The following is a 26,122-nucleotide window of genomic DNA, read 5'->3' as shown; positions in this document are numbered from 1 at the left end:
CTCCTCCCGCCCGGCGGGCGGTCACTTCTCGTCGGCCGGCGGAGGAGCAGCGGCCCCGGGTCCGGGCTCGGCCCGCTGCTCGGTGGTGGTGAGGGACGTCCACTCCGCTTCGGCGTGATGCAGGCGGAAGGCGGCGACGGCGGCCCCCACGGTGGGGAAGAAGTGGTCGGGGTCGATGGTGCGGGTGAGCCCGTACCGTTCGATCTTCCGCCGCACGGGGTCCTTGAGCTCGGCGAACACGAGGTGCACGCGGTCCGCGTTGAGCGTCTCGTCGAGCTCCTCCAGGATGTCGGAGGCGGTGGTGTCCACGTCGGTCATGGGCTCCGCCGCGACCACGATCCAGCTCGGCCGCGGGTCCGCGCCGGCCAGTCGCCTGATCTCGTCCCGGAAGGTCGTGGCGTTGGCGAAGATGAGCGGGGCGTCGAACCGGTAGATCACCAGGCCCGGCAGCTGTTCGGCCTGCGGGTAGGAGCGGATGTCGTGGTAGCCCTCGAGGCCCTGCACCCGCCCCAGCACGGTGTCGTACGGCCACCAGGCCCGCCGGAAGACGTTGAGGACGGACAGCGCCACGGCGATGGCGATCCCGGGCAGCACGCCGAGCAGGGCCACGCCGGCGAAGGCCGCGAAGCACAGCAGGAACTCCGTCCGGCGCTGCCGCCACAGCCGTACGGCGCCCGGTACGTCGGCCAGGGACAGCGACGCGGTGATGACCACGGCGGCAAGGGCCGGCTGGGGGAGGTTGCGGAACAGCCCCGGAGCCAGCACGAGCATGAGGACGATGAGCACCGCTCCGACGACCCCGGTGAGCTGGCTCCTGGCCCCCGCGCGCTCCGCCACCGCCGTACGGGACCCGCTGGTGCTGACGGGGAAGCCCTGGAAGAGGGCGGCCGCCAGGTTGGCCGCACCGACCCCCGCCATCTCCTGGTTGCCGTGGACCTCCTGCCCCGTACGGGCGGCGAAGGCCGACGCGTTGGAGATCGTGTCGGCCAGGGACACCAGGGCGATGCCCAGCGCTCCGCCGAGCAGCGGCGCGAGGTCGGCGAGCCGCACGTGGGGGACCGTGAACGGCGGGAAGCCCTCGGGCAGTACCCCGACCAGGCTGACGCCGTGCTCGCCCAGGTCGAAGACGGTGGCCGCGGCGATCGCCAGGACCACCATGACGAGCACCGCGGGGACCTTCGGCAGGAAGCGCTGGAGGACCAGGATGAGTACGATCCCGCCGATGCCGACCGCGGCGGCAGCCGGCACCGCCGCCCCGTCGGCGAGCTTCTCCACGAGGCCGACGCACTCGCCGATCAGGTTGTCCGCCTCGACCTTGAAGCCGAGCAGCTTGGGGAGCTGACCGATCAGAATGGTCAGGGCCAGGCCGTTCATGTAGCCGATCATCGTCGGTTTGGAGACCAGGTCGGCGATGAAGCCGAGCTTCGCCACCGAGGCCAGGATCATGATGGCCGCCACCATGACGGCGAGCATCGACGCCAGCGCGACGGCCCGGCCGGGATCCCCGCCGGCCGCCACCAGGGGCAGCACGGTGGCGGCGATCATCGGTCCCAGCGAGGAATCCGGGCCCAGCACCAGGATCCGGGACGGCCCGAACACCGCGTATCCGAGCAGGCAGAGGATCGTCGTGTACAGGCCGGTGATGGCCGGCAGGCCCGCCAACTCGGCGTACGCCATGCCCTGCGGCACCAGCAGCGTGGTCAGGACGACTCCCGCGACCAGGTCCTTGGCCAGCCACTCGCGCCGGTAGGACGACGCCGCGCGGACCCCGGGAACGGCCCGGAACCGGGAGAGAACCCCGTGGCGCTCGTGCCGGGTGGTCACGGACCGGCCTTCCTCAGGCTGCCCTCGACCGGCGGGCCACGAGCTTGCCCAGTTCCCATACGAGCAGGAGCGCGAGGGCGGCCAGCAGCGCCCAGCCGAACTGCCTCGCGTCGATTTCGGTCGTCCCGAGGACGCGGCGGAAGCCGTCCAGTTGGGTCACCAGCACGGAGAGCACGAACTGGGCCAGGGCGACCCAGTTCATCTGCTTGCTGTCGAACGTGGACGTCGTCAGCACGGATTCCGTCTCGTTGCGGCATTCGAAGGCGGCCACGATCAGACAGAGCGAGAAGGCCGTGAAGGCGATCGACTGGCCGGTCGCGACACTGTCGAAGCGGGTCTGACCGAGCTTGATCAGTCCGAGCAGGATGACGGTGATCGCCAGCCCGCTCAGCCCGACCGTGACCAGCACGGGCCGGGTGAGCACCGATTCTCCGCGTGGCCGCGGCCTGCGTCGCATGAGTCCGGGGCTCTCCCGGTCGAAGCCGAGCGCGAAGCCGAAGGAGGCGTTGACGACGAAGTGGATCCACAGCACCTGCGGCGGGGTGAAGGGCTCACCCGCGGCGATGTTGAAGACGGTGGCCCCGAGGAACGTCAGGACGAAGGTGACCAGCAGGAGCAGGACGAACCGGATGTACTTGGTGAGGTTGTCGTAGATCGTCCGGCCCTGCTCCACGGCGTAGACGATGGTGGCGAAGTTGTCGTCGGAGAGGATCATGCGTCCGGCGTTCTTCGCCACGTCCGTGCCGCTGCCCATGGCGATGCCGATGTCGGCGGCCTTGATGGCCGGCGCGTCGTTGACGCCGTCGCCGGTCATCGCCACGACCTCGCCCTTCTTCTTGAGCGCGTTCGCGAGCAGCACCTTGTGCTCCGGAGCGACCCGCCCCACCACGCCGATCCCTTCGATGCGGGCGAGCTGCTCCTCCTCGCTCATGGCGGCGAAGTCGGCGCCGAGCACGGCCTCCCCGGGGATGCCGATCTGCCGGGCGATCGCCGCCCCGGTGGTGACGTCGTCCCCGGTCACGAGGCGGACCCGGATGTGCGCCGCCTGTGCGTCGGCCACCGCGGCCCTGGCCTCCTCACGGGGCGGATCGACCATGCCGACGAGACTGGTCATCCGCAGATCGGTGACGTACGCGAGCAGGTCGCCGTCCGGATCGAACCCGGCCGGGTCCAGGTCACGGGTGGCCGCGGCCATCACCCGGCGCCCCTCGCCGCCCATCCGCTCGCTCTGCTCCTCGGCACGGCGGAGCAGATCGGCGTCCCACGGGATGGTTTCGCCCGCCGCGAGCGCGGTGGCCGCCCGCGCCATCACCGCCGGAGCCGCGCCTTTGACGAAGCAGCGGACGACCCGGCGCCCGGAGGCGTCGGCCGCCGAGTGGAAGGTGGCCATCAGCTTGTAGCCGGGGTCGAACGGGAGGGTGGCGAGCCGGGGGAGGGCGTCCCTGGTGGCGTCGGTGTCCAGGCCGGCCTTGTGCGCGAGCACGAGCAGCGCGCCCTCGGTGGGATCGCCCACCACCTCGCCGCCCACCAGCTTCGCGTCGCTGGCCACCACGTACGGCAGGATCGCGTCCTCGATCCCCGCAGAGGACCCCGCGGCGTGGTGGATCTTCCCTTCGAGCCCGTAGCCCGTCCCGGAGACGGTGTACCGGTCGGTGGGGCTCAGCACCTCGACGGCGGTCATCTGGTTCATCGTCAGGGTGCCGGTCTTGTCCGAGTTGATCGCCGATGTGAACGCCAGCGTCTCGACCGACGGCAGTTCCTTCACGATGGCGTTCCGCTTCGCCAGATTGAGGCTGCCGACGGACAGGATCGCCTGGGTCACGGTCGGCAGGGCCTCGGGAATGGCGGCGATGGCCAGCGAGACCGCGCTGACGAACAGGACGTCCCAGGCCTGGTCCCGGCTGCGCCCCAGCGCGAACATCACGATCATGGTCAAGCCGGCTGCTCCCGTGATCCACAGGGTCAGCGTGTCGAGCTCCTTGGTGAGCGGCGGCACCTCCTTCTCGGTGGCCGACAGCATCCCGGAGATCTTGCCGAGCTCGGTGTCCGCGCCGGTCGCGGTGACCACGATGACGCCACTGCCGTGGGTGACCGGGGTGTTCATGAACGCCGTATTGGTCTGGTCGCCGGGGGACGGCCGGCCCGCCGGCAGCGTCCCGGTGTCCTTCGCGACGGGAACGCTCTCACCGGTGAGCGCCGACTCGTCGATCTGCAGGGAGCTGGCCTCGATGATGCGTCCGTCAGCAGCCACCTGGTCCCCGGCGGAGATGAGCACGACGTCGCCGACGACGAGCTGTTCGGCGGGGATCTCGGCCTCCGTGCCGTCCCTGCGCACCCGCGCATCCGCCTTCATCATCGACTTCAGCGCGTTCATCGCGCTCTCGGCCTTGCCTTCCTGCCGCAGGCCCACGACCGCGTTCAGCAGCGTCAGGGCGATCAGCAGGATCGCGGTGGTCCACTCTGCGATGACCAGCGAGACGACCGCCGCAGCCACGAGGACGATCTGCATGTAACTGCGGTACTGCGCGAGGAACCGGCGCCAGGCCGGAGTCCGCTGCTCCTCGGGCAGCGCGTTCGGCCCGTGCGCGGTCAGGAGCTCGGCGGCCCGCGCCGCGGACAGACCGACCGCGGGATCGACGCCGAACGCCGCCGCGACCTCCCCGGGAGAGCGCGCGTACCAGCCGTCCCCGGCAGCGCGGGGCCGTTCTCCCACGGAATCCGACCGCACGGTCATGGTTCTGCCTCCGATCCGCGGCCGCGGGTGCATCCGGGCCGGTCGCGCGCCGTCCGGGGGGTGCTAGCCACGCTTCTTCTTCGGTTTTCCCCCGTGCCTGCCGGGCCGGGCCTGTGACGGATGCCGGGTGGCGTACGGATCGGCCGGGGCTCCGGCAGGGGCCTCCTGCTCCAGCCTCCGTTTGGTGACGAGGAGGTCCTTCCGTGCCTGTTCCCCCACTTCGGGGTACTGCGGATCGATCTCCATCAGGGTGTGCGCGAGGACCGCCGCCGCGCAGATCCGCGCGAACCACTTCCGGTCGGCCGGCACGACGTACCACGGCGCCCACTTCGTACTCGTGGCCGACAGCATCTCGGAGAACGCGTGCTGGTAGTCGTCCCAGCGGCGCCGCTCCCGGACGTCGGCCGCGGAGAACTTCCAGTTCTTCTCCGGCAGGTCGATCCGCTTGAGGAAGCGGGTGCGCTGCTCCTCCTTGGACAGGTTCAGGAAGATCTTCACCACCTTGAACCCGTTGTCCGTGAGATAGCGCTCCCAGTGGTTGATCTCCCGGTAGCGCCGGTCCCAGATGCCCGGCCCGAGGACGTGCTCCGGCAGCTTCTGCCGGACGAGGCTCTCGGGGTGGACCCGTACGACGAGGACCTCCTCGTAGTGCGAGCGGTTGAAGATGGCGATCTCGCCGCGCGTGGGCAGCCGCTGGGCGTAGCGCCACAGGTAGTCGTGGTCGAGTTCCTCGGTGGAGGGCACCTTGAAGCTGCTGACCCGTACGCCCTGGGGATTGACGCCGCTCATCACGTGGCGGATCGTGCCGTCCTTGCCGCCGGCGTCGAGTGCCTGGAGGCAGAGCACCACGCCGTACTCGTCCTGGGCGGCCAGCCGTTCCTGGTACTCGGCGAGCAACGACACCCCGGTCCGCAGCAGCTCGGCCGCGTTCCGCTTCTTCAGACCGGCCTTGTAGCGGGGATCGAAGTCCCGGTCCAGGCGCACCGTCGACCCCGGTTCCACCCGGAGCGGCCCGATGAAATCCGCGATGCGCTCGGCTCTCTCGTCCGACATCACCTGTCACTCCTTCTCCGGTCCGGGTGAGGACGGAGCCTCCCGGTGGCCATGGCGGTCACGGTCCGGTCGCCACCACTTCCGGAGCGCTCTCGCCCGCCACACCCGCGTGGGTGACGGTGACGGCGTCCGGCTGTCGGCCGGGAGGGGTGCGGCAGGCGGCACGGAGCGCCGTCCGGGACCGGCGTTCGACCAGGATCGGGACGTAGGCCCTGACCCTGGCCCGGCGGAATGAGTCGTACGCGGCCACCGTCGCCTCGACGGTGGCCGCGTCGATCAGGGGGTAGGCAGCCGTCAGCCGCGCCACCAGATCTTCGAGAACGGGGACGCGTTCGTCCGGTGCCGCGACCTGGAAGGTTTCAGAATCCACGTCCCACGACCTCCAGACCGCGGCACCACACATCCCGACATCACGTGATAAATATCCCTCGCGCTCATTCTGTGCTCGACCAGACAAGATCGCCCCCTGAGGCCGGGGCTGCGTCCTGCCGGGGCGCCGCCCCGGTCGCGGCCCCGCCGTGCCATGGGGGAGGCGGGCTTCGCGCCGCTCGTTTCCGGCCCGGTTCGACTTCTCCCGTGAGCGATCCTCGCAGTCGACAAAAGGGACAAATGGGAATATCTCTCCCATTCAACTCGGTTCGTTTTATATGCCACTTGATGGTGTGTCAGTCGGGAACGTGCGAGGCATAATCGAGCCCGGTCGTCTCCGGAAGCAGTGGAGCCATCGGGACACCGAACTCCCAGGCGGATTTCCGCACCGGACCGACCCTCAAGGCGCTGTAGATGTCCCTGGTCAGCCGCACCCGCCTCGCGGCCGTGCTCGCCGCGGCCTCCGTCACCGTCGCCGGTGTGACGACCTGGGCCTACGGATACGGAACCGAGCAGCCGCCGACGGTCCCCGAGACGGTCGTCAGGCCGAGCGTGACCGAGGGCTCCACCCTCCAGGTCGTCGCACACCCCGACGACGACCTCTTCTTCATGAACCCCGACCTGAGCCGCTCCATATCGACGGGCATCAAGGTCACCACCGTCTACCTGACCTCCGGCGAGGCCGACGGCAGGAACGAGGCCCACAGCCCGCACCTGGAGGACGCCGCGGGGCCCGCCGACCGTGCCGCCTACGCGGAGGCCCGGCAGAACGGCATCCGGGGCGCCTACGCCCAGATGGCCACTGGCGACCGCACCAGTGCCTGGCAGCGGAGGTCCATACCCACCGCCGGCGGAGGCAGTGCCGAAGTGGACGTCCTCGTCGCCAGGCCCGAGGTCAACCTCGTGTGGATGGAGCTCCGCGAGGCCCGCAGCATCTCCGGGGACAACCCGGACAGCCTGCGCGGCCTGTGGGACGGCAGGATCCCCGCCCTGGGCGCCCAGCTGACCTCCGGGACACCGGTCAAGCGCTGGTTCTCGTACACCAAGGACCAGGCCACGGCCGCCATCGCGGACGTGTTCGCGAGGTACAAGCCGACCACGATACGGACGCAGGACCCGACCCCCGGCAGGTCGGTGAGCGGTACCTTCCTCGACCACCAGGACCACATGTACGGCGCCCGCTTCGTCCAGGCCGCCGCCGAACGCTACGCGCAGTCCACGGACCGGCCGCACTTCTCGGTCCAGAACTACGTGAGCTACCCGAACAGCTCGCTGCCCCCGACGCTCGATCCGCAGACGGCCGAGGAGAAGCTCGGCTACCTCAAGACCTACGCCTGGATGGACCACCAGGACTGGTGCGGCAGCCCCGCTGGCTGCGGCGACCGCAAGGCCGCGACCAGGCCAACCGGCGCCGGCTGGAACCAGGCCATCCGTTACAGCCGGGGTGACGGCACCTCCTGGATGGCCGAGGGTGTCTCCGGACGGCTGTGGGCCTTCGCCGTGCTGGACGGCCGCATGGCGTACTGGTCGCGCAGCGGCCCGCAGGCCCCCTGGCAGGGCCCCCGGTTCCTTCCCGGCTCCGGCATCGACGCCGGGGCGACGACGGTCCGGCTCCCCGGCGGCAGGATCGCGGTCTTCGCCACCCGCACCACCCTGGGCGCGACACCCCAGGACTACGGCCGGGACGTCGTGTATGCCGTCCAGACCAGCACCGACGGTGTCTTCGGCCCGTGGCAGTCGCTGGACACCCCGGACACCGTGGACAGGTCCGGCACCTCGGCGATCAGCGGACCGTCGGTCGCCGTGGATCCGGCGGGCCGGATGACGGTGTACGTACGCGATTCCAAGCGGACGCTGCGCGCCCGGGCGCAGGCGGCTCCGAACGGCGCGTTCGGTGCGTGGCAGGACCTGGGCGGCGCCGGTCTCCTGGGCGATCCGGTCACCGCGACCGACGGGTCGGGGCGGCGCCACGTGTACGCGGCGACGGCCGGGTCCGTCGTGGCCTGGGTCCAGCCGACGCCGGGTGCCCCGTTCAGCGGCCCTTTCCCGACCGGGCTGCCGCAGACGACGGGCGTGCTCTCGCTGCGCCCGGAGGGCGACGGGGTCCGCCTGTTCTTCCGCCGGCCCGGCACGGGCTCCGTCGGTACGAGCCTGGCCACCGCAGGCCGGCTCGCGCCGCAGTTCTCCCAGGTCGCCGCGGCCGGCGGGCTGGGCGGCTACGGCGGCGTGGGCGTCGCGGGCCGGCTGCTCGCGGGCCGCGCGGGCGCGGGCACGGTCAGCCTGGCGGGCGCGAACGGTCCGCAGTCCTGGCAGGAGTCCCAGATGCTGTACACGGGCGCCCCGGCGGGCGTGGCCGACCGGGCCGGTACGGCCGTCGCGGCGGCCCTCGGCCTGGACGCCGATCTGCACGTCGTCACGACGGCTCCTGCGGCCGGATCCGAGTCGGCCGGCAGCCAGGCCCCCTCCCCGTGGCACCGGGCGGTCCCGTCCTGGACGCTCGCGCAGGCCGGGCGCGCGGGTTCGGCCGTCTCCGGAGGGCAGCCGCCGCAGTGACCTGCGCCGCAGCGTGCGCCCGCCGGCCCGGGGCCTCCGGGTGGCAGCGCGGATCGGGGCGGGCGAGTATGGCGGGCAGACCGCGTCGCCGGGCGATGGCGGCCGAACTCTGACCCACGGGCGATCGGGGCTCCCATGACCCCTCTTTCCATCTCGTGCAGACGCGTGTGCGGGGGAGCGGGAACGATCCGCGCGATGGCCGCCCTGGCGGCCCTCGCGGCCCTCACGACCGGGTGCAGAAACGACACCGCGCCTGCGTGGGGGTACCCGGAGCTCAGCGCGACCTTGCGATCGCTCTCCCGGCATCTCGACGAGGGCTGTACCGAGACGCCCCCTGCGAGCTGCGCGGACGAACTCGACCGGCTCGGCGTGCTGGCGGAGCAGGCCTTCTCCGAGGTTCTTGACCACAGGCTTCTCGACGGCGGATACCTGGAGGCGATGAACGATCTGGACGGAGCGAGGGAACTCCGCGTCGCCGCCGCGAGGGAGGCCCGGTCACGGCATGATCCGCACTACCTCCCGCTCAGGCGCGCGGTGCTGGCGGAAAGGCTCGCGTACCGGCGCCTCCTCGCCGAGCTGGAGAGCCTGCGCACCGCTCCGCCGCCGGGTGACGGGACGGAGCCCGTCTGAGGCGGCTGGGCCCGCAGCGCGTGGCCCGGCGTGTTTCGGGCCCCGACCGGCACGAGGTCTCGGTTCTGGGCGGTGCTTCAGGCTCAGGAGCGCTGCGTCCAGTCCTGGTCCAGGCGGTCGGCCAGGCCGGCGGCGGTGAAGGCGGCCTCCAGGTCCTCACGGCCCTCGGTGAAGTGGGCCCAGCTGTCGTGGTGGGCCGGGACGACACGGCGGGCGTCGAGGATCCGGGCGGCCTCGGCGGCCTGCGCGCTGTCCAGGACGATCAGCTTGCCGGCGAAACGCATGGGAAAACGAGGTGCGCCGGCGAACCGGCCCGGTGCCCGAAGCGGGGCCGGCCGGGCCGGCGGTGTCAGTGGGTGGCCGCTGCGGCGGCGAAGGGGCCGTCCAGGGCAGCCCATTGCAGGAGCAGGATGGTCTAGCCGTCGGTGATGCGTCCGTCGCGGACCATGGCGAGGGCGTCGGTGAAGGGCACTTCGAGCACTTCGATGTCCTCGCCCTCCTCCTCGAGTCCGCCGCCGTCTCCGGTGCGGTCGGCCGGGGTGTAGGGGGCGGCGTAGAAGTGCAGGCGCTCGGTGACGGAGCCTGGGCTCATGTAGGCGTCGAGGACGTGGGTGAGTGGGCCGAGCGTGACGCCGAGCTCCTCGGCGCTCTCGCGCCGGATGGCGGCGAGCGGGTCGTCGCCGTCGAGCAGCCCGGCCGCGGCCTCGACGAGCATGCCGTCCGGGTGGTCGTTGACGTAGGCCGGGTAGCGGAACTGACGGGTGAGCAGCACACATCCGCGCTCGTCGTCGTACGGCAGGACGACTGCGCCGTTTCCGCGGTCGTAGGTCTCGCGTTGCTGGGTGACCCAGCGTCCATCGCGGCGCCGGTAGTCGAGGGTGGTGCGGCGCAGTACGTGCCAGCCCTGTGAGGTGAGCTCCACGTCGCGGACCACGACGTCGGGGTTGCGGGTCAGGTTGCGTCCGGCGCGGTCGAGGCCGGTGCGGCCGCGGTGGTCCGGGATGTCGGCCCCGGGGCCGCGGGTCACGCGGCTTCCCGCGGGACGCGGCGCGGGAGCTCGTCGACGTCGTGGTAGACGGGCAGGCCGCGCCGGCGGGCGGTGGCGACGTCCTGGTCGGCGCCGGCGGAGTCGCCGGGGAGCCGGAGCACGGCGTCGCAGTGGGCGAGCAGGCGGTCGGCGGTCGGGTAGAGGACCTGGTCGGCGAGGGGGTCGGTGGGGCCCGCACCCGCGGAGCGCAGCACGGGCAGGGCGATCCATTCCCCGATCGCCGGGACGTGGCCGGCGGCGAAGACCGGCCAGGCCACCGCTTCGAGGCGGGCGAGGTTCGCGGCCATGGCCTGCGGGTCGCCGTCGGTTCCGGAGCGGTACGGGCCGGCGATGAGGATGAGCATCGACTTGTCGGTCATGGCGCGCTACGATACATGCAGAAACATGCAGAAACATGCAAGAACAGGAGAAAGTACGGATGCTGGCTGCCGAGAGGCGTGACCACCTGCTGGGCCTGCTCGCCCGCGAGGGCAAGATCGTCGCCAAGGACGTCGCCGCTGACCTGGGCATCTCCGAGGACAGCGTGCGCCGCGACCTGCGCGACCTCGCCGCCGAAGGACTGTGCCAGCGCGTCTACGGCGGGGCCCTGCCCGTCTCCCCTGCCATCGCGGACTACGCAGCCCGGCAATCCGTCACCCCGGACGGCAAGCGGCAGGTCGCCGCGGTCGCCGCCGCGCTCGTACGGCCAGGCAGCGCCCTGATCCTGGACGGCGGCACCACCGCCCTCGCCGTCGCCCACGCCCTCCCACCGGACCTGGCCTGCACCGTGATCACCCACAGCCCGACGATCGCGGCCGCACTGCTCGACCACGCCCAGGCCGAGGTCTTCCTCCTCGGCGGCCGCCTCCTCAAGCACTCGGCGGTCACCTGCGGCGCCGCAGCGGTCGAGGCCGCCCAGAACGTCTCGGCCGACCTATGCCTCCTCGGCGTCACCGGCGTCCACCCCGAGGCCGGACTGACCACCGGTGACGCGGAGGAGGCGGCGATGAAACGCGCCCTGGCCGCACGGGCCGCGGACACCTACATCCTCGCCTCGTCCGAGAAGATCGGCACCGCCTCCCGGTTCCGCGTCCTGCCCTGGGAGGACATCAGCGGACTGATCACCGACGCCGACCCCTGCCACCCGGTTCTCGATCAACTCACGGCGCACGGCGTGGAGATCCTGACAGCCGGCTGAAACACCACCGGCGCGAAGAAGGGCCGGCATCCCTCACCCGCCACCGCCATGCGGATGCGGCGCGAACATGATGAGCAAGCCGCGACAGTGGTGGGCGCGTGATCACACCCCCTGCTTTGCGGCTGATGTCTGGGCTAGGACTCCGGGGCCGCCAAGGGCTGTCCCGCCATCCCCGGCGGGCGCACGCCGCCGGCCACGCCGCCTCGTCCCCCGGCTACCGCCGGGAGGTGCCCCCAGCATTGTCGGGGCACCCGAATGCGCCCGGTACGGGGGGCGCCCCTCCGCCCTGCGATGCATGCATCCGACGCCGCGCACTGATCCACCGGGGATAACGGGACAGCCTCAGGACCGCAAGGGTGGAGTGGGGAGCGTTCTGCCGTCGAGTGCCACCAGGGAGAGGACGGTGATCGAGCCCGTCCAGGCCAGAGGCGCGACCGATGAGGGCCTGCCCGCTCTGTCCACTTTCTCGGGCAGCTCCCCGAGCGAGTTCCTCTTGGAGAGGACCCAGTCCAGTACCTGCCTGGCCTTGGCCGTCTTCCCCGTACCGGCCCAGGCGAGGGCGAAGAACGAGGTACTGGGCGTCCAGGCGTTCCCGCCCCAGGGCGCCGTAGGGTCGTTGCCGGGGGTGAGACCCCCGTTGGGCAGGAGCAGGGCCTTGTGCGTGGCGTCGAGGGCCCGGGGCAGGTCGGCCGGCGCCGCATTGAAGGGCGGCGCCATGAACGCCACCGCGCTGTCCCGTCCGTGCTGTCCGTCGACGGTGCGCTGATATCCGAGGGGGGCGAACTTCCTGGATATCCCGGAGGAGAGCCGCCCGGCGGCACGGGACCAGCGTGCCGCGTCGTCCGGCCGGTTCACCTCTGCGGCGAGGTCCGCGGAGGCGTTGAGCCCGGCGAGCAGGGGCGCGGCCGTACCGATGTTCGCCGTGGTCGTCATCAGCTCCCAGTAGTCCGGGGAGGCCGGGGGCAGCCCGTCCGCCCCCAGGGAGGCCGCCGCGCGGTCGGCCGCCTTGCGGATCATCGGGTAGAGGCCGGCCAGCCGGGCGTGGCGGGTGGTTCGTGGCGCCGTCTGGTACCACTGCCAAGCAGCCCAGGGGACCCAGCCGTTGGCGTCGAGCTGCCACCGCCTGCCGTCCGGCGGGCCGGAGCCGTCGAGTTTCGTCCGCGCGTCCCAGGTGCCGTCCTTCCGCTGGGTCGCGGCGCTGTAGCGGAGGATCCGGTAGGCCTCGGCCTCATGGCCGGTGTGCGCGAACGCGGCGGACGCGAAGCTGGAGTCGCGCGGCCAGGAGTACATCCAGCCGGGAGTCCATCCCGCCGCCATGGCGCCGTTCGGCCGGAGCAGGGCACGCATCGTCAGCAGGGCCCGCTCGGCCGCCGCGCGCTGCGGGGGCGAGCTGCCCGGGACCGTGCCGGCAGCCAGCCAGGCACGGCTCTGCGCGATCTGCTGCCGGGCCGTCGGATCGTCGGGGGTCACCACGGCCGACGCCGTCCTGCCGACGGGGAGGTACTTCCACCGGTCGGTAGGCAACCGCAGTACGCTGCTCCGCTCGACGTACCGTGCGCCCTTGGCCACGGCCGGTGTGATGCCCTCGGTGGCGGTCGTGTTGGAGAGGAGACCGACGGTGGGCGCGGCGAGCATCGACAGGGGCGCGTAGCTGCCCTCGGCATCGCCATGACTCTGGTGTCCCACGGGCCTGACGAAGAACACCGGCCGTGCCTCGTCGGTGGGCCGGCCGGCAGGGCCTCCCGCGACACACACAGGAAGGGCGACACTCGCGAGGGACGCGGTGACGACCGCCCAGCGAACGAGCCGGACAGCCGGCATCACCGCTCCTTCCGTCGGGCTTCCGGGCGCGCGGCCCCGGAATTCCATCGTGGACGAGCTGTGCGGAGCCCGCCACGACACACCCGCCGCCCGGGTGACCGAAGGCCCTCGAGAGGCCTCGCGGCATCGCATGGCGTAACAGCCGTGGCATGGACGAAGGATCCGGCGGCTCCCGGAACGAGGGGCGCACGGGGCCCGTTCCGCCGAGGCCCCGGATTCCGCCGGGCCAAGTGCTGTCCCGCAATCCCCGGCGGGCGCACGACGCGCTGATCCACCGCGGATTACGGGACAGCCCTTGGCCGCGGACCCTGAAATCCACGGCTGCCGCCTCCCGCCCCGGCGGCTCTCGGATGCCGGCGGGCGACGAACCGTGCACATTGGTGTGACCGGGCCCTGCGGTGACCGGAACCGGCAGGCGCACCGGCCGCTGGTCCGGTCGGACGCCGCTGCGAAGGATTGGTGAATGAGCACTGCTTCGACCGAGGGTGAGGGCCGTCGACCGCATTCCGCCGGAGCGGGCCGGGGAAGCGGCCGTCGCCCGTTCATCCGCAGCCTTCTGCTGGGCGCGAGCGGGACCCTTGTGGCGGCGGCCGGGGCCCTGATCGCCGTCGGGTGCTTTCTCGGGCTCTACGTACGGCCCACTTCGGACGACTGGTGCGCCGCCTGGAAATCCCGTGATCTGGGAGTCCTCGGCATCACGTCCGACTTCTACACGACGCAGAACGGCCGGATCGCCAATGCTTTCCTGAGCGGCACCGTCTATGGCGACGGACTGGCCGGAGTCAAGCTCCTGCCGACCGTCATCGCCGTCACCTTCACGGTCGCCCTGGTCCTGCTCGGGTGCCACTTCGTTCGGCTCCTCGGACACACACCCCGGTTGATGATCCTGATCGCCTGCTCCTTGGTCATCCAGGCGCTGCTCTACTACGCCGGAACACGCAGTTATCAAGTACTGCTGTGGGCGCCGGCCACAATTTCACACACCATTCCCAGCGTCATCGGATCGTGGGCGCTCCTGCTGGGCATCTGGACCGTCCGCCAACCCCGTCCGGCCGTACGCGCGGGCGGTTTTGCCGCCGCGTTTCTCATCGGGTTCGCGCTCGGCACCCTGAGCGAACCGTTCGCACTCGTCAGCGGTCTGCTCGCGGCCGGAGCCGGCCTGCTGGCCCTGCCCCGCCTCAAGCTGGCGCGGACCTGGCGTCCGTTCACCTGGTGCGTGCTCTGGTGCTCCGGACTCGTCTGCGGACTGATCGTGCTCTACACGTCCCCCGGCGCCCGGTGGCGCCGCGCCCAGCAGCCGGACAGGAAGTCCGTGCTCTCCGCGAGCGAACTCAGGAGCACCTTCCAGGACTGGCTGCACATGTGGGACTCCGTCACGGGCCAGTGGGTCTACCTCGGAGCCGCCGCCGTCGGTCTCCTCCTCGGCTTGGGCGCAGGTCTCCGCGCGCCTGCGCCCGGGAAGCGGACACGGCGCCGGGCCGTCCCGCGGAAGATGCTGATCGCCGTGCTGCTGCTTCCCGTGCCGGTGGTGGTGCTGGGGTCGTTCGCGGTGGTGCTGGGCCTGCGCAGCGGCTACGGTCCGAGCGGGTGGACGTACGCCCGTACCTGGACGAACTATCTCGTACCGATGGAACTGGCGCTGTGCGTCTACGGCGCACTGCTGGGGGAGTGGGCCGGCCGGTACCTGGCACGCCGACGGGCCGCCACCGGGGGCATGGCGGCCGGAATCGTGGCCGCCGCGGGCGTCCTCGCGCTGGCCGCACTGGCCGTGCTCGTCCCGAATGTCCAGCAGCTCACCACTGCCACGGTCACACGTGCGGCGGCCTGGGACGCCCAGAACTCCCGCATCCGGACCGAGGCCGCGCACGGCGCCACCGACCTCGGATACCGGCCCCTGTACATCGGAAGCCTGGCCGAGCCCTTCTTCACGTCCGCCTACGCGCGGGACTGGGTCGCCGCCTGTGTCTCGAAGTGGTACGGCGTCGACCGGATCCACCGCCTCTGAGCCGTTCCGGATCCGGATCAAGGGGCGCCCGACGCGCCGTCGACCGCGAACTCAGCCTCGAGTACCGGCCCTGCCCGTCCAGGACCGGTTTGAGAACTGGCACCTGACCCGCGGCGTTTGGCGCCGCACCCCGTCCCCCGGCCACCGCTGGGAGGCGCCCCCGGCGGTGTCGGACTCGCCCGAGTACGTCCAGTACGGGCCCGGGCGCTCGCGCTCGCCGCACCAGCCGTGGTTCGGGGCCGCGGGGTGCGGCAACTGCCCGTGGGGCGGCGCCCGTCAGGGCCGGCGCGAGGGCCGGGCACTGCCGGGCGCCGGCGCGGTCATCGCGGTTGTGAGGCCTCGGTGCTCTGCGCCTGGGGCCGGGCCGGCTGGCCCGGGCCGCCCTGCGGGGCGACGAAGTCCTTGCTGCGGATGAGGGCGAACGCCAGGACGCCGCCCACCAGCGCGAGGATGCCGCTGGCGACCAGCAGGTTGTTCATCGACGTCGCGAAGCCGGCGTGGATCGCATGCTCCACCTGTCCACGGAACTCCGCAGGAGCCGAGGCGACCGCCTGCCCGGGAGAGCCCATGCGGATGGAGTCCGCGATCTGGTCGCCCTGTCCTTCCAGTGCCGGGACGCTCGCAAGCCGCTCCCGCAGGGCGTCGTGCAGTGACGAGGTGAAGAGCGAGCCGTACAGGGCGATGCCGACGGCGATGCCGACCTGCCGGAAGGTCTGGTTCACGCCGGAGGCCATTCCGGCGCGCCACACCGGGACGACACCGATCGCGGTCGAGGCCAGCGGCGGATTGACCATGCCGGCGCCGATGCCCGTGACGATGAAGCCCGGGATGAGGTGGGTCCAGTCCGAGTCGGCGGTCACGCCGGTCATGAGCAGGAGCCCGATGCCGACGACGACCAGGCCGGGGCCGATCAGCCACCGGGTCGGGACCTTGCTCATGAGGCGTCCCGCCGCCATGGCTGCGACGAGCGTGCAGCCGGAGCTGACCAGAAGCCGGGCGCCGGTCCCCATCGCGCTGTAGCCGAGGTCGTTCTGCAGGTACAGCACGAGGTAGATGAACATCGCGAACAGCGAGGCGTTCATCGCGAACGCCGCGATCGAACCGCCGAGGAAGGTCGGGGTCCGCAGCAGCTTCAGGTCGAACATCGGATCGGACACGCGCGATTCGATCACCACGAACGCCAGGAGGAACACCGCCGCCAGGCCGAAGCAGATCAGCACGCCCTGCTCGCCCCATGCCGTGTCGCTCGCCCTGATCAGGGCGTACACCAGGCTGAACAGTCCTGCCGTGAGCGGCACGATGCCCAGCCAGTCGATCTTGGAGGCGCGCGGCGGACGGGATTCGTCCACCAGGCGAAGCGTGATGACGATCGCGGCGATGCCGATCGGCAGGTTCACGAGGAAGATGCCGCGCCAGCTGATCCCGCTGGTGATCACGCCGCCGAGCACCGGGCCGAGGGCGGTGGCGACGCCCGCGACGGCGCCCCAGATGCCGAAGGCCGAGCCCCGCTCCCTGCCCTGGAACGTGCCGGCGAGCAGCGCCAGGGAGGTGGCGAACAGGATCGCACCACCGACTCCCTGCACCGCACGGGACAGGATCAGCATCAGCTGGCCCTGCGCGATGCCGCACAGCAGCGATCCCGCAGTGAAGACCACCAGTCCGATGACGAACAGGCGCCGCCTGCCGTACAGGTCGGCCAGGGAGCCCGAGGTGAGCAGGAGCGCGGCCAGGCTTAACGCGTAGGCATCCGTTGTCCATTGCAGGCCGCTGAAGCTGGCGTCCAGCGAGTGCTGGATGTCCGGGAGCGCGACCGCGACGATCGTGACATCCAGCAGCAGCATGAACGTGGCGGCGCAGACCACCATCAGCGTCCACCATTGGCGTTTCATTGTTCGGAGCCCTCCTTTGTTGACAACTCTTGTTCCATCAGCCCTGGTTCAACAAGCGCACGGATGCTAGCATCCTAGTATGCGTGCAGAAGTAAAGCAGTTCAACGTCTACTTGCCGGTGGAACTCATTCGGCAGATCAAGCACCATGCAATCGAGAACGAGCAGTCGCTCTCGGCCCTGGTAGCCGAGGCGTTGCGCACGTATCTCGCCGTCCACGAGCAGGAACCGCGGAAAGGAAAGCAGGCATGAGCACCGAAGGTGTCGAAGGCGTTTACCTCGAGACCCATAACTGGGGCAAGGCGGCCAAGTTCTTCCAGTCGCTGGGCTACAACGTCGAGTTCGCGACCGAGGAAGGCTCGGGGATGCTCCGCAACGGTGACGGCCCCTACCTGCTGCTCGCCGAGATCCCCGAAGACCAGAAGCCCGACTTCCAGGTCGTGCTGCGGGTGGGGGACGCCGGCGAGTTCGCCGTCGACCCGTCCGTCGAGGTGGTCACGCCCTTCGAGGAGACCCACTACGGAACGCAGGAAATGAAGGTGCGCGACCCTGACGGGCGTGTCTGGAGCCTTCAGGCGCCGCTCAAGAAGTGAGTACGGGGCAGCCGCCACGCGCCACTTGGCGTGCGGCTGCCCCCACCGTGACGCGGTGTGCTCCGGTGGCCCGACTGGTTCGGCGAACGCTGCCCTCATGGGCCACATGGTCCGCCTCTTCGGCGCAGCAGTTGACGAAGAGGCGGACTGTTCGTCAAGTCGTGGCAACGCCCGTTGACGTGACACATCCGCGGCACTGTTCTTTGACCGGCTCCACCACGGCTCCTGATGATGCACTCCGTCGGCCACACCACTTCTCGGCACACTCGGCTGTTCGAATTTCGGGCCGACGCGGGCAGGCCACGTTACGGAGATAGCGGATGTCTGAGCAGAAGAGCACGGCGGAATTGCTGGTCATCGGTACCGGGGTGATCGCCATGTCCGTTGCCCACCACTGCGCGGAGGCGGGCGTTGACGTCGTTGTGCTGGGACGGGATCAGCCCGGGGCCACCGCGACGCAGACCGCCGGCGCATTTCGCACCTACTTTCCCGGGCGGGTGTACGACTCTGAACTGGTGGCGCGCAGCCTGGCCGATTTCCGTTCGTTCGGCGCCACCACGGGCGGCGATCTCGGACTGACGGAGACCGGAATGCTCGTGGTGGCGGCCACCTCGGACGAGGCGGCCGAGCTGCTGGCGGAGGTGCCCGTACAGCGCGATGCCGGCGTACAACTGGAGCTGCTGACCGCGGCGCAGGCCGCCCGGCGCAATCCCTGGCTGGATCCGGCAGGTGTCGAAGCAGCCGTCTGGTGCCCGCAGATGATCCGCCTCAGGGCGGACGAGGTGCTCCGGGGCTACACCGAGGGCGCGCAGAAGCACGGTGCGCGCCTGGTCACCGGGGCCACCGTGACCGGGCTGGATGCGTCCACCGGCCATGTCGGCACCACGGTCGGTGATTTCACCGCGGACGCGATCGTCATCGCGGACGAGCAGGGCAGCGGTGACATCGCCGGGATGGCCGGCCTGAACCTGCCGGTGTGGGGCCAGTTCGCCGAACTGTTCCACACCGACCCGGTCGGCGAAGGCGGCGGCGACATCGCGGCACCGTTCACCTTCCACCCCGCGGCCGGACTGAAGACGATGGGGATGGGGCCGTCCTTCCTGGTGGGCCTCGAGCGCTTCTCCCGGGAGCCGGGCATGCGGGACATCTGGCACCAGGCGGCCGTGGAGGAGGTGGCACAGCGCTACCCGCGACTGCGGGACGTCACGCTGCACAGCGCATGGACCGGAACCCTCGACGTCACGCCGTCGAGGAGCGCCCTCATTGGCAGGGCGGGCGGCAGGCACGAACGGATCCTCTTCGCCACCGGCTTCACCGGTCACGAGCTCGGTCAGGCGCCCGCCACCGGCAAGATCATTCGCGACCTCCACCTCGGTCGGCACCCCGGCGTCGACATCACGCCGTTCTCGCTGGCTCGCAACGGGGCGTAACCCGCGAGGGCCCCGCCCCGCCCCGCCCCGTGCCGTTGTCGGCCCGGGACGTGCCCACATGGCCGCCGCACTGTCGACAGTGCGGCGGCCATCTTCTTTTCCGGTGCGACTCCCGCCGGTCATTTCGGCGTCTGCAACGGCGGGCGCCGGAATTCTGCATTCCAGGAATCGGAATTCCGAATTCCTGGAATATGGCAGCGATGTGAAGTGACAGACAACGGGCAATGTGACAAACAAGCCACTCCTGTTGGCCGAGTGAATGCTGTTGTTCATATATTCAATTCACGACGGCATCGTGCCCGTTGTTCGTATTTCACCCCCCTGGAATCCGTCATGCGATTTCGCCAGCGGCAGGGGCCGATCAGAGGTAGGAGCACAATGCGGCAAATCGAGATCGCCTGGGAGCCGATCGGCGCCAAGGTTCGGATCACCCTCGACGAGGGACGCAACGCAGAACTTGTGGAGCCGTTGTGGGCGGCATTGCCGTACCAGACGCTGCAGGGGCATGCGCTCGTGGCCGGCGACTGCATGTACCACGTACCGCCGGCGCACGACTTGCTGCACGCGGTTCCGGATTACAAGGTGAACCGGAAGATTCAGCCCAATGGCACGGTCTTCCTTTCCGCCGTGCAGCACCTGACCATCAAGTACGGCGAGCTGACCGAGCCGATGCCGACGTCGCCGATCGGCTCCGTCGTACCGGAGGACGTCGACTCACTGCCGAAGATCGGCCAGATGATCTGGGAGTCCGTGCACGGCAACGGCGTGCCGGTGATCGCCCACGTACGGCGGGTGGACGGGCCGGCCGGCCAGGGCGTGCGGCGGATCGCCGTCGAGTCCGAGCTGGTCCGCGAGCTGATCGAGAAGATCGCCGCGGAAACCGAGCGGGTGCTGGTCGACCCGACCGACGAACTGGTGGACATCCACGAGGGCAAGTCCCGGGGCACCTCCGGCGCCGGAACGAAGAACTCGGTCCTCACGACCCTGGTCGCCGTGAACGGTGAGACGCGGCCGCTGGGCTACGTGAACTACTCCACCCTGGTGCGGGCCGGGCGGAAGATCGACATGCCGCTCTCGTCGCTGATCGAGCTGGCGAAGATCCTGCTGGTGAAGCCGACCGAGTTCCTCGGCTACTGCGGAATGAACACCCTGTGGGACATCACCAAGGATGTCGTCGCCGCACTCGACGTCATCACCACCAAGGAAGACTTCGTCGCTTTGATGGCGCAGATGGCGACGTACGTCAATGCCCTCGGCGCGTGGAATCTGCAGTTGTTCCCGTGGGATCTCACGGGCGACGACTGGACCTACCGTCCGAACGTTGCGAGGAGCACGAATGTCTGAGCAGAAGAACACGGCGGAAATGCTGGTCATCGGCGGAGGGGTGATCGGCACTTCAATCGCTTACCATGCGGCTAAGGCGGGCATCGATGTCGTCCTCCTGGAAAAGAACCAGTTCGGTGCCGCGACCACGTCCCAGACCGCGCGTGCATTCCGTACCTATTTCCCCCGCAAGCCGCACGACTCCGAGCTGGCGACGCGCAGCCTCGCCGAATTCAAGCAGTTCTCCGAGACCACGGGTGTCGACCTCGGGCTGGAGAACCTGGGGCTGCTGACGGTGCTGACCAGCCCGCAGCAGGTGGCCGAGCTGGAGGCGGACCTGGCGGACCACCGCGAGGCCGGGGCGGCGGTGGAACTGCTCACGGCCGCGCAGGCGGTCGAGCTCAACCCCTGGCTGGACCCCGACACCATCGAGGCCGCGATCTGGAACCCGGCCACGTACCGCATCAAGCCGGAGATGATCGTCCAGGGCTACATCGAGGGCGCGAGGCAGCACGGCGCACGACTGTTCTCCAACGTCGCCGTGACCGGGCTGGACGGCGACAGCGGCGTGGTCAGCACGACGGCGGGCGACTTCACCGCGCAGTCGATCGTCATCGCGGCCGGACCGCTGAGCGGCGACGTCGCCAAGCTGGCCGGCCTGGACCTGCCGGTGTGGGGGCAGTTCGCCGAGCTGCTGCACACCGACGCGATCCGCACCGACCGCGACGTGCACAACCTGCCGTTCACCTTCCACCCCGTGTCCGGGCTGAAGACGATGGGAATGGGCAAGGCCTTCCTCGTCGGCCTGGAGCGCATATCCAAGCAGGACGGACTCCGGGACATCTGGTACCAGGCGGCCGTCGACGAGCTGCCGAAGTGGTACCCGGAGCTGGAGGGCGTCAAGCTCTACAGCGCGTGGACCGGAAGCCTGGACGTCACGCCGACGAAGTCGGCCATCATCGGCAAGGGCAGCGGCAAGCACGAGCGGCTCTTCTTCGCCGCCGGCTTCACCGGCCACGGACTGGCGCAGGCACCCCTCGCCGGCCAGATCATCCGCGACCTCTACCTGGGCCGCAATCCGAACGTCGACCTCACCCCGTACTCCCTGGGCACCAACCTGGCCCGGCTCGAGGCCTTCTGACCAGGTCGTCCCAGGTCATTCGAGGTCATCCCAGGTCATTCGAGCGGCGGGCGGTGCACGCTGGGCCCGCCCGCCGCAATCCTGATAGGGGCACAAGAATGTCGCCGGTACAAACGATGACTGCACCATGGCAAGGCGAGGCCCCCACGCCTCTGAACGCCGACACCGCCTTCAACGGCTTCATCTGCGCGCACGTGCTGCACGCACTGGAGCGCCTCGGGCTGTTCCGAAAACTCCAGGCCGACGGTTCCGTCGAGGTTTCGGCCTTCTGCCGGGAGAACAAGCTGGATCCTGCCGTTGTCACCGCGCTGGTCAGTGCGGCGGAATCCTTCGGGTATCTGGGCTCGCGTGGTGACCGCGTCGAGGCGACCCGGACCGGAGAGGACGTCCGCCAGGCGCTCGGCTTCTTCACCTGGGGCGTCGGCGGCTACCACGACGTCTTCGCGAACGCCGCCGCCGTCGCACGGGGGGACCGCCGATTCGGCGTCGACCTCCACCGCGACGAGGGGATGGTCGCGCTCGGCTCGGCCCAGGCGGACTCCGCGCTCATGCGGAGCATCCTGGACAAGGAGGTGTCCGCGCTCGACTTCAGCACGCTCGTCGACCTCGGGGCCGGCGTCAGCGAGCGGGTCTCCCGGCTGGTCAAGGCACGCCCCGGAAGCCGCGGACTCGGCATCGACATCAGCAAGTCCGCGACCGAACTCGGGGCCGACACCGTCGAACGGTACGGCCTCGCGGGCACCGTCGAGCCCGTGTGCGCGGACGTGCTCGACATCCTGTTCAACGACCACCGGGTCGACGGCGCCGACGAGGCCGACGTCGTCATGAGCTTCATGTTCCTGCACGACCTGCTGGTCGACCCGGAGCGCCGCGACCTGGTGATTCCCCGGATGCGTGAGGCCTTCCCCAAGGCACACACGTTCCTCTTGGGAGACACCACCGTACGGCCGAGGAACGGCGAGAGCACCCTGCCGATCTTCTCCAGCGGTTTCGAACTGGCCCACGCCCTGATGGGCGTCCCCATCCACACCCGTGAGGCGTACGAGGAGCTCTTCGAAAAGGGAGGCATGCGTCTTCGACGCGCGGTGCCCTTCGGCGCGCCGCACACCTATCTCTTCGTGCTGGAGGCAGCGTGAGCCGCACGGCCGCACCCGAAATAGTCTCCGACCTTCCCATCCCGCTCGCGGTGGCAGGGCATCACCAGCCCGCGCCGTTCTACCTCACCGCCGACATGTTCGGGGGCATGCCGGTCCAGATCGCGGGCGGTGAACTCAGCACGCTCGTGGACAAGCCGGTCGCCGCACCGCACACCCACGAGGTCGACGAGATCTACTTCCTCGTTTCCCCGCTCCCGGGCCAGGCACGCATCGAGGTTCATCTCGACGGAGTCCTTCATGAACTGACCTCGCCGGCGGTGATGCGCATCCCCGCGGGCAGCGAGCACTGCTTCGTCACCAAGGAAGCCTCGGTGGGAAGCTACTGCTTCGGCATCCTGCTGGGATCCCAGCTGTGAGTGCGCCCGTACGGCCGGAGCCGAAGGTCTACAACACCAGCGTGCCGGATGCGGACACGATGGTGCGGTTGCACCTGAGCGAGAGCCCTTACGGGGCGAGCCCCGCGGCCGTCGCCGCGGCGACCGGTGCGCTGGAACGGGTCAACCGCTATCCCTCGCCGCAGCGGGAGGGCCTGGTCAAGGCCCTCGCCGGGCACTGGGGCGTCTCCGAGGACCAGATCGTGGTGGCCAACGGCAGCGACGAGCTGGTGCTGGCGACCGCGTTGACGCTCGGTGACCTCTCGCGCCCAGGTCTGGTCGCCGCCGGCACGTTCCCGGGCTACCCGGAAGCCCTTGAACGCATCGGCCGCGGGGCCGTCGCGCTGCCACTGCGGGACGGCGCCCTCGACGTCAAGGAGTTCGCACACGCACTTCCCGAGTACGGCGTCGGCTACGTGTGCAATCCGCACAACCCCTCCGGAACCGCACTTCCAGGGGAGGCGTACGCCGCTCTGATCGCCGCGGCGCAGGTCGCCAGGGTGCCGCTGGTCTTCGACGAGGCCTACCAGGAGTTCAGCGACCCGGGCCTGCCGCAGACCAGGGACTTCCTCGACCGGGACGCTCCGGTGCTGGCGCTGCGCACCTTCTCCAAGGCGTACGGACTGGCGGCCCTGCGGATCGGATATGCCGTCGGCCGGGCCGATCTCATCGCCGGAGTCCGCCGGACGCTGAACGTCCTTCCGTTCAGTGTCAACCGTGTCGCACAGGCCGGAGCACTGGCCGCGCTCGCCGACCAGCAGTTCCTCGGTGAGGTCCGGAAGGGCACCGCGGAACGGCGTGAGTGGTTCACCGCGGAACTCGAGCGGCGCGGATACGGGTACCTCCCGTCGGTGACGAACTTCGTCGCCGTCCGGGTCGATGCCTCCGGAGAGGCGCAGGACGCCCTCGCCAAGGAGCACGGGATTCTCGTACGGGACACCGGCATGTTCGGTTTTCCCGGCCATCTGCGCGTTTCGCTCGGCACGCAGGACGAGTTGCTCACGTTCCTCGACGCACTCGACAAGCTCACCACCGGCCAGTAATCGAACATCACGGAGGTCAAGAATGGTCAAGGCAATTCCGGACGGATACGCGGAGCTGACGGCTTATCTGTCCGTCGACGGGGCGAGCGAGGCGATCGCCTTCTACGCCGAGGCCTTCGGCGCGAAGGAACTGGCCCGTTCCACCGCTCCCAACGGCAAGATCATGCACGCTCAGATCCAGATCGGCGGCACGATCGTCATGCTGTCCGACGAGCTGCGGGAAGCCGGGCTGCTCGGCCCCCTCTCCGTCGGCGGTACCCCGGTCACCCTGTACCTGTTCGTCGAGGACGTCGACGCCACCTTCGCCCGCGCCCTCCGGGCCGGGGCGAAGCAGCAGCGCGAAGTCCAGGACCACTTCTTCGGCGACCGGGCGGGGCAGGTCGTCGACCCGTTCGGTCACCGGTGGACGATAGCCACCCACATCGAGGACGTGTCCCCGGACGAGTTCGACCAGCGCGCCGAGGCACACATGCGCAAGGCGGGTCGTTGACGCAGGGCACGACAGGGCGGCCCGGCCCCGTGCCGAACCGACGGCACAGGGCCGGGCCCCTCAGGCGGAGGTCCGGCCGCGGCCCGCGCGCTCGCCGTTCGTGGGCGGGTACGAGGGTCTCGCCGGTGTCGACATCCGCGCGGGCGGCGCCGGCAGCGGCGGGAGGGACGGCTCGTACAGCCAGGCCGAGAACAGGTCGTCCACCGGCTCGGCCGTGTAACGGGCCACATGCTGGATGAAGGTGGCAGTGGTCACCACGCCGTGGCGGTGCACGGTGGCCCAGTCGCGCAGCATGCGGAAGAACGCGCCGTCACCCAGGGCGCCGCGGATCGCGTGCACGGCGAGGCCTCCGCGCTGGTACAGGCGGTCGTCGAACATCAGCTTGCGGCCCGGGTCGACCAGCCGCAGATCCTGCGGCTGCGAGGCCAGCAGCCGGTGTGCTGCGGCCGCCAGCGCGTGTGCGGTGCGGCCGCCGGAGCGCTCCGACCAGAGCCATTCGGCGTACTTCGCGAAGCCCTCGTTCAGCCAGATGTGCCGCCAGTCGGCGATGCTCACGCTGTTGCCGAACCACTGGTGCGCGAGCTCGTGGGCGATGAGGCGCTCCGAACCGCGTCCGCCGTCCACATGGTTGGCGCCGAACAGGGAGAGGCCCTGGGCCTCCACCGGGACGTCCAGTTCCTCGTCGGCGACGACCACCGCGTACTCGCCGAAGGGATAGGGGCCGAACACTTCCTCGAACAGCTGCATCATGGCGGGCTGCCGGGCGAAGTCGCGCGAGAACTGCGGCAGCAGGTGCGCCGGGACGTGGGCGCTCTGCGGAACACCGCCGAGCCCGGGATCGCCGAGCAGCACCGTCTGGTACACGCCGATGGACAGGCCGACCAGGTAGCTGGAGGTCGGCGCCGACTGCTCGTACACCCAGGTGGTCGTGCTGGCCTTGGTCGTCCGGGTGAGCAGCCGGCCGCCGGCCACCACCGTGTAGGCGGACGGGGTGTTGACCGAGATCTGGTACGAGGCCTTGTCGGCGGGCCGGTCGTTGCACGGGTACCAGGAGGGTGCGCCGACCGGCTGGCTGGCCACCAGCGCGCCGTCGCTCAGTTCCTCCCAGCCGAGGCCGCCCCAGGGGCTGCGGACCGGCTTGGGATTGCCCGCCCAGTGCACCTCCACCGTGAAGGCGGCGCCGGCGGGCAGCTGCTTGGCCGGCCGGATACGGAGCTTTCCGCCCCGGAGGGTGTAGTGCGGCGCCCGGCCGTTCACCAGGACGCGGCCTATTTTGAACTCGGCCAGGTTCAGGTGGAACTCGGTGAGCGGCGCCCGCCCGGCGATCGCACTGAGCCGGGCCGTCCCGGCCAGCCGGTTGGGGCCGGGCCGGTACTCCAGAGCGAGTTCGTACCGGTGCACGCGGTAACGGGGATCGCCGTTGGCCGGAAAGTACGGATCCGATACCGCTGTCTTCTGGCCGTTCATGCC

At 70.3% G+C, this 26,122-nt stretch carries 22 protein-coding genes and 1 pseudogene; 13 read left to right on the top strand and 10 right to left on the bottom strand.

Features of this window, described 5'->3' with window-relative positions; all coding sequences use genetic code 11:
• Window positions 1–21 precede the first annotated feature (21 nt).
• The 4 genes from sulP to AB0I68_RS12825 form a co-directional block, all read right to left on the bottom strand.
• Window positions 22–1,824, bottom strand: coding sequence for a sulfate permease (gene sulP / locus AB0I68_RS12840; protein ID WP_363177272.1), 1,803 nt, complete (start codon window positions 1,822–1,824; stop codon window positions 22–24).
• A 13-nt stretch (window positions 1,825–1,837) separates the two neighbouring features.
• A complete protein-coding gene (locus AB0I68_RS12835) occupies window positions 1,838–4,558 on the bottom strand; it encodes an HAD-IC family P-type ATPase (RefSeq protein WP_363177271.1) in 2,721 nt (906 codons plus the stop codon).
• 63 nt (window positions 4,559–4,621) lie between these two features.
• A complete protein-coding gene (locus AB0I68_RS12830; RefSeq protein ID WP_363177270.1) occupies window positions 4,622–5,611 on the bottom strand; it encodes a polyphosphate kinase 2 family protein in 990 nt (329 codons plus the stop codon).
• Window positions 5,612–5,669: 58 nt separating this feature from the next.
• On the bottom strand, window positions 5,670–5,981 hold the full coding sequence (locus AB0I68_RS12825; protein WP_363177269.1) for a three-helix bundle dimerization domain-containing protein: 312 nt from the start codon (window positions 5,979–5,981) through the stop codon (window positions 5,670–5,672).
• A 413-nt stretch (window positions 5,982–6,394) separates the two neighbouring features.
• On the opposite strand from AB0I68_RS12825, the gene AB0I68_RS12820 reads away from it, so the two are divergent.
• Both AB0I68_RS12820 and AB0I68_RS12815 read left to right on the top strand, forming a co-directional pair.
• Window positions 6,395–8,533 (top strand): PIG-L family deacetylase, encoded by a 2,139-nt coding sequence (locus tag AB0I68_RS12820; protein ID WP_363177268.1) that lies wholly within the window; start codon window positions 6,395–6,397, stop codon window positions 8,531–8,533.
• Window positions 8,534–8,728: 195 nt separating this feature from the next.
• Complete coding sequence (locus tag AB0I68_RS12815; RefSeq protein WP_363177267.1) at window positions 8,729–9,163, top strand: hypothetical protein; 435 nt, start codon at window positions 8,729–8,731, stop codon at window positions 9,161–9,163.
• A gap of 83 nt (window positions 9,164–9,246) precedes the next feature.
• On the opposite strand, the pseudogene AB0I68_RS12810 reads toward AB0I68_RS12815, so the two are convergent.
• The 3 genes and pseudogenes from AB0I68_RS12810 to AB0I68_RS12800 all read right to left on the bottom strand — a co-directional run.
• Window positions 9,247–9,471, bottom strand: a pseudogene (locus AB0I68_RS12810) (MBL fold metallo-hydrolase); the annotation flags it as partial.
• A 107-nt stretch (window positions 9,472–9,578) separates the two neighbouring features.
• Window positions 9,579–10,190 (bottom strand): NUDIX domain-containing protein, encoded by a 612-nt coding sequence (locus AB0I68_RS12805; protein WP_363177266.1) that lies wholly within the window; start codon window positions 10,188–10,190, stop codon window positions 9,579–9,581.
• A complete protein-coding gene (locus tag AB0I68_RS12800) occupies window positions 10,187–10,570 on the bottom strand; it encodes a DUF4406 domain-containing protein (RefSeq protein ID WP_363177265.1) in 384 nt (127 codons plus the stop codon). Before AB0I68_RS12800 ends, AB0I68_RS12805 begins: the two co-directional genes overlap by 4 nt.
• A 59-nt stretch (window positions 10,571–10,629) precedes the next feature.
• On the opposite strand from AB0I68_RS12800, the gene AB0I68_RS12795 reads away from it, so the two are divergent.
• Entirely contained in the window at window positions 10,630–11,388 is a 759-nt protein-coding gene (locus AB0I68_RS12795; protein WP_363177264.1) for a DeoR/GlpR family DNA-binding transcription regulator, read from the top strand.
• 342 nt (window positions 11,389–11,730) lie between these two features.
• Here AB0I68_RS12795 and AB0I68_RS12790 read toward each other — a convergent pair whose 3' ends face one another.
• On the bottom strand, window positions 11,731–13,074 hold the full coding sequence (locus AB0I68_RS12790) for a hypothetical protein (RefSeq protein ID WP_363177263.1): 1,344 nt from the start codon (window positions 13,072–13,074) through the stop codon (window positions 11,731–11,733).
• Window positions 13,075–13,672: 598 nt separating this feature from the next.
• Here AB0I68_RS12790 and AB0I68_RS12785 point away from each other — a divergent pair.
• A complete protein-coding gene (locus tag AB0I68_RS12785) occupies window positions 13,673–15,214 on the top strand; it encodes a hypothetical protein (protein ID WP_363177262.1) in 1,542 nt (513 codons plus the stop codon).
• 320 nt (window positions 15,215–15,534) lie between these two features.
• On the opposite strand, the gene AB0I68_RS12780 is transcribed toward AB0I68_RS12785, so the two are convergent.
• Complete coding sequence (locus AB0I68_RS12780) at window positions 15,535–17,103, bottom strand: MFS transporter (protein WP_363177261.1); 1,569 nt, start codon at window positions 17,101–17,103, stop codon at window positions 15,535–15,537.
• 79 nt (window positions 17,104–17,182) lie between these two features.
• Here AB0I68_RS12780 and AB0I68_RS12775 point away from each other — a divergent pair, with 79 nt between their 5' ends.
• From AB0I68_RS12775 to AB0I68_RS12735, 9 genes are all read left to right on the top strand, one after another.
• Window positions 17,183–17,353 carry a ribbon-helix-helix domain-containing protein gene (locus tag AB0I68_RS12775; RefSeq protein ID WP_363177260.1) on the top strand — a complete coding sequence of 57 codons (171 nt, stop codon included), beginning with the start codon at window positions 17,183–17,185 and terminating at the stop codon, window positions 17,351–17,353.
• Window positions 17,350–17,694: a glyoxalase/bleomycin resistance/dioxygenase family protein gene (locus AB0I68_RS12770; protein ID WP_053788046.1), complete on the top strand. Its 345-nt coding sequence runs from the start codon at window positions 17,350–17,352 to the stop codon at window positions 17,692–17,694. Before AB0I68_RS12775 ends, AB0I68_RS12770 begins: the two co-directional genes overlap by 4 nt.
• Window positions 17,695–18,014: 320 nt before the next feature.
• Window positions 18,015–19,124, top strand: a complete 1,110-nt coding sequence (locus AB0I68_RS12765; RefSeq protein WP_363177259.1) for an FAD-binding oxidoreductase — start codon at window positions 18,015–18,017, stop codon at window positions 19,122–19,124.
• A 378-nt stretch (window positions 19,125–19,502) separates the two neighbouring features.
• Complete coding sequence (locus AB0I68_RS12760; RefSeq protein ID WP_363177258.1) at window positions 19,503–20,468, top strand: hypothetical protein; 966 nt, start codon at window positions 19,503–19,505, stop codon at window positions 20,466–20,468.
• Window positions 20,461–21,588 (top strand): FAD-binding oxidoreductase, encoded by a 1,128-nt coding sequence (locus tag AB0I68_RS12755; protein ID WP_363177257.1) that lies wholly within the window; start codon window positions 20,461–20,463, stop codon window positions 21,586–21,588. Before AB0I68_RS12760 ends, AB0I68_RS12755 begins: the two co-directional genes overlap by 8 nt.
• 116 nt (window positions 21,589–21,704) lie before the next feature.
• The gene (locus AB0I68_RS12750) at window positions 21,705–22,724 is read left to right on the top strand and encodes a class I SAM-dependent methyltransferase (protein WP_363177256.1); all 1,020 of its coding nucleotides are present in this window, start codon (window positions 21,705–21,707) and stop codon (window positions 22,722–22,724) included.
• Complete coding sequence (locus AB0I68_RS12745) at window positions 22,721–23,101, top strand: cupin domain-containing protein (RefSeq protein ID WP_363177255.1); 381 nt, start codon at window positions 22,721–22,723, stop codon at window positions 23,099–23,101. Before AB0I68_RS12750 ends, AB0I68_RS12745 begins: the two co-directional genes overlap by 4 nt.
• On the top strand, window positions 23,098–24,162 hold the full coding sequence (locus AB0I68_RS12740) for a histidinol-phosphate transaminase (protein ID WP_363177254.1): 1,065 nt from the start codon (window positions 23,098–23,100) through the stop codon (window positions 24,160–24,162). The genes AB0I68_RS12745 and AB0I68_RS12740 overlap by 4 nt, the downstream gene beginning before the upstream one ends.
• 22 nt (window positions 24,163–24,184) lie before the next feature.
• Window positions 24,185–24,652 (top strand): VOC family protein, encoded by a 468-nt coding sequence (locus AB0I68_RS12735; RefSeq protein WP_363177253.1) that lies wholly within the window; start codon window positions 24,185–24,187, stop codon window positions 24,650–24,652.
• 60 nt (window positions 24,653–24,712) lie between these two features.
• On the opposite strand, the gene AB0I68_RS12730 is transcribed toward AB0I68_RS12735, so the two are convergent.
• Window positions 24,713–26,119 carry a M1 family metallopeptidase gene (locus AB0I68_RS12730; RefSeq protein ID WP_363177252.1) on the bottom strand — a complete coding sequence of 469 codons (1,407 nt, stop codon included), beginning with the start codon at window positions 26,117–26,119 and terminating at the stop codon, window positions 24,713–24,715.
• Window positions 26,120–26,122: the final 3 nt, after the last annotated feature.

The organism is Streptomyces sp. NPDC050448, assembly GCF_040655295.1.
GTDB lineage: Bacteria > Actinomycetota > Actinomycetes > Streptomycetales > Streptomycetaceae > Streptomyces.
This window is presented reverse-complemented; position numbering and strand designations above follow the sequence as displayed.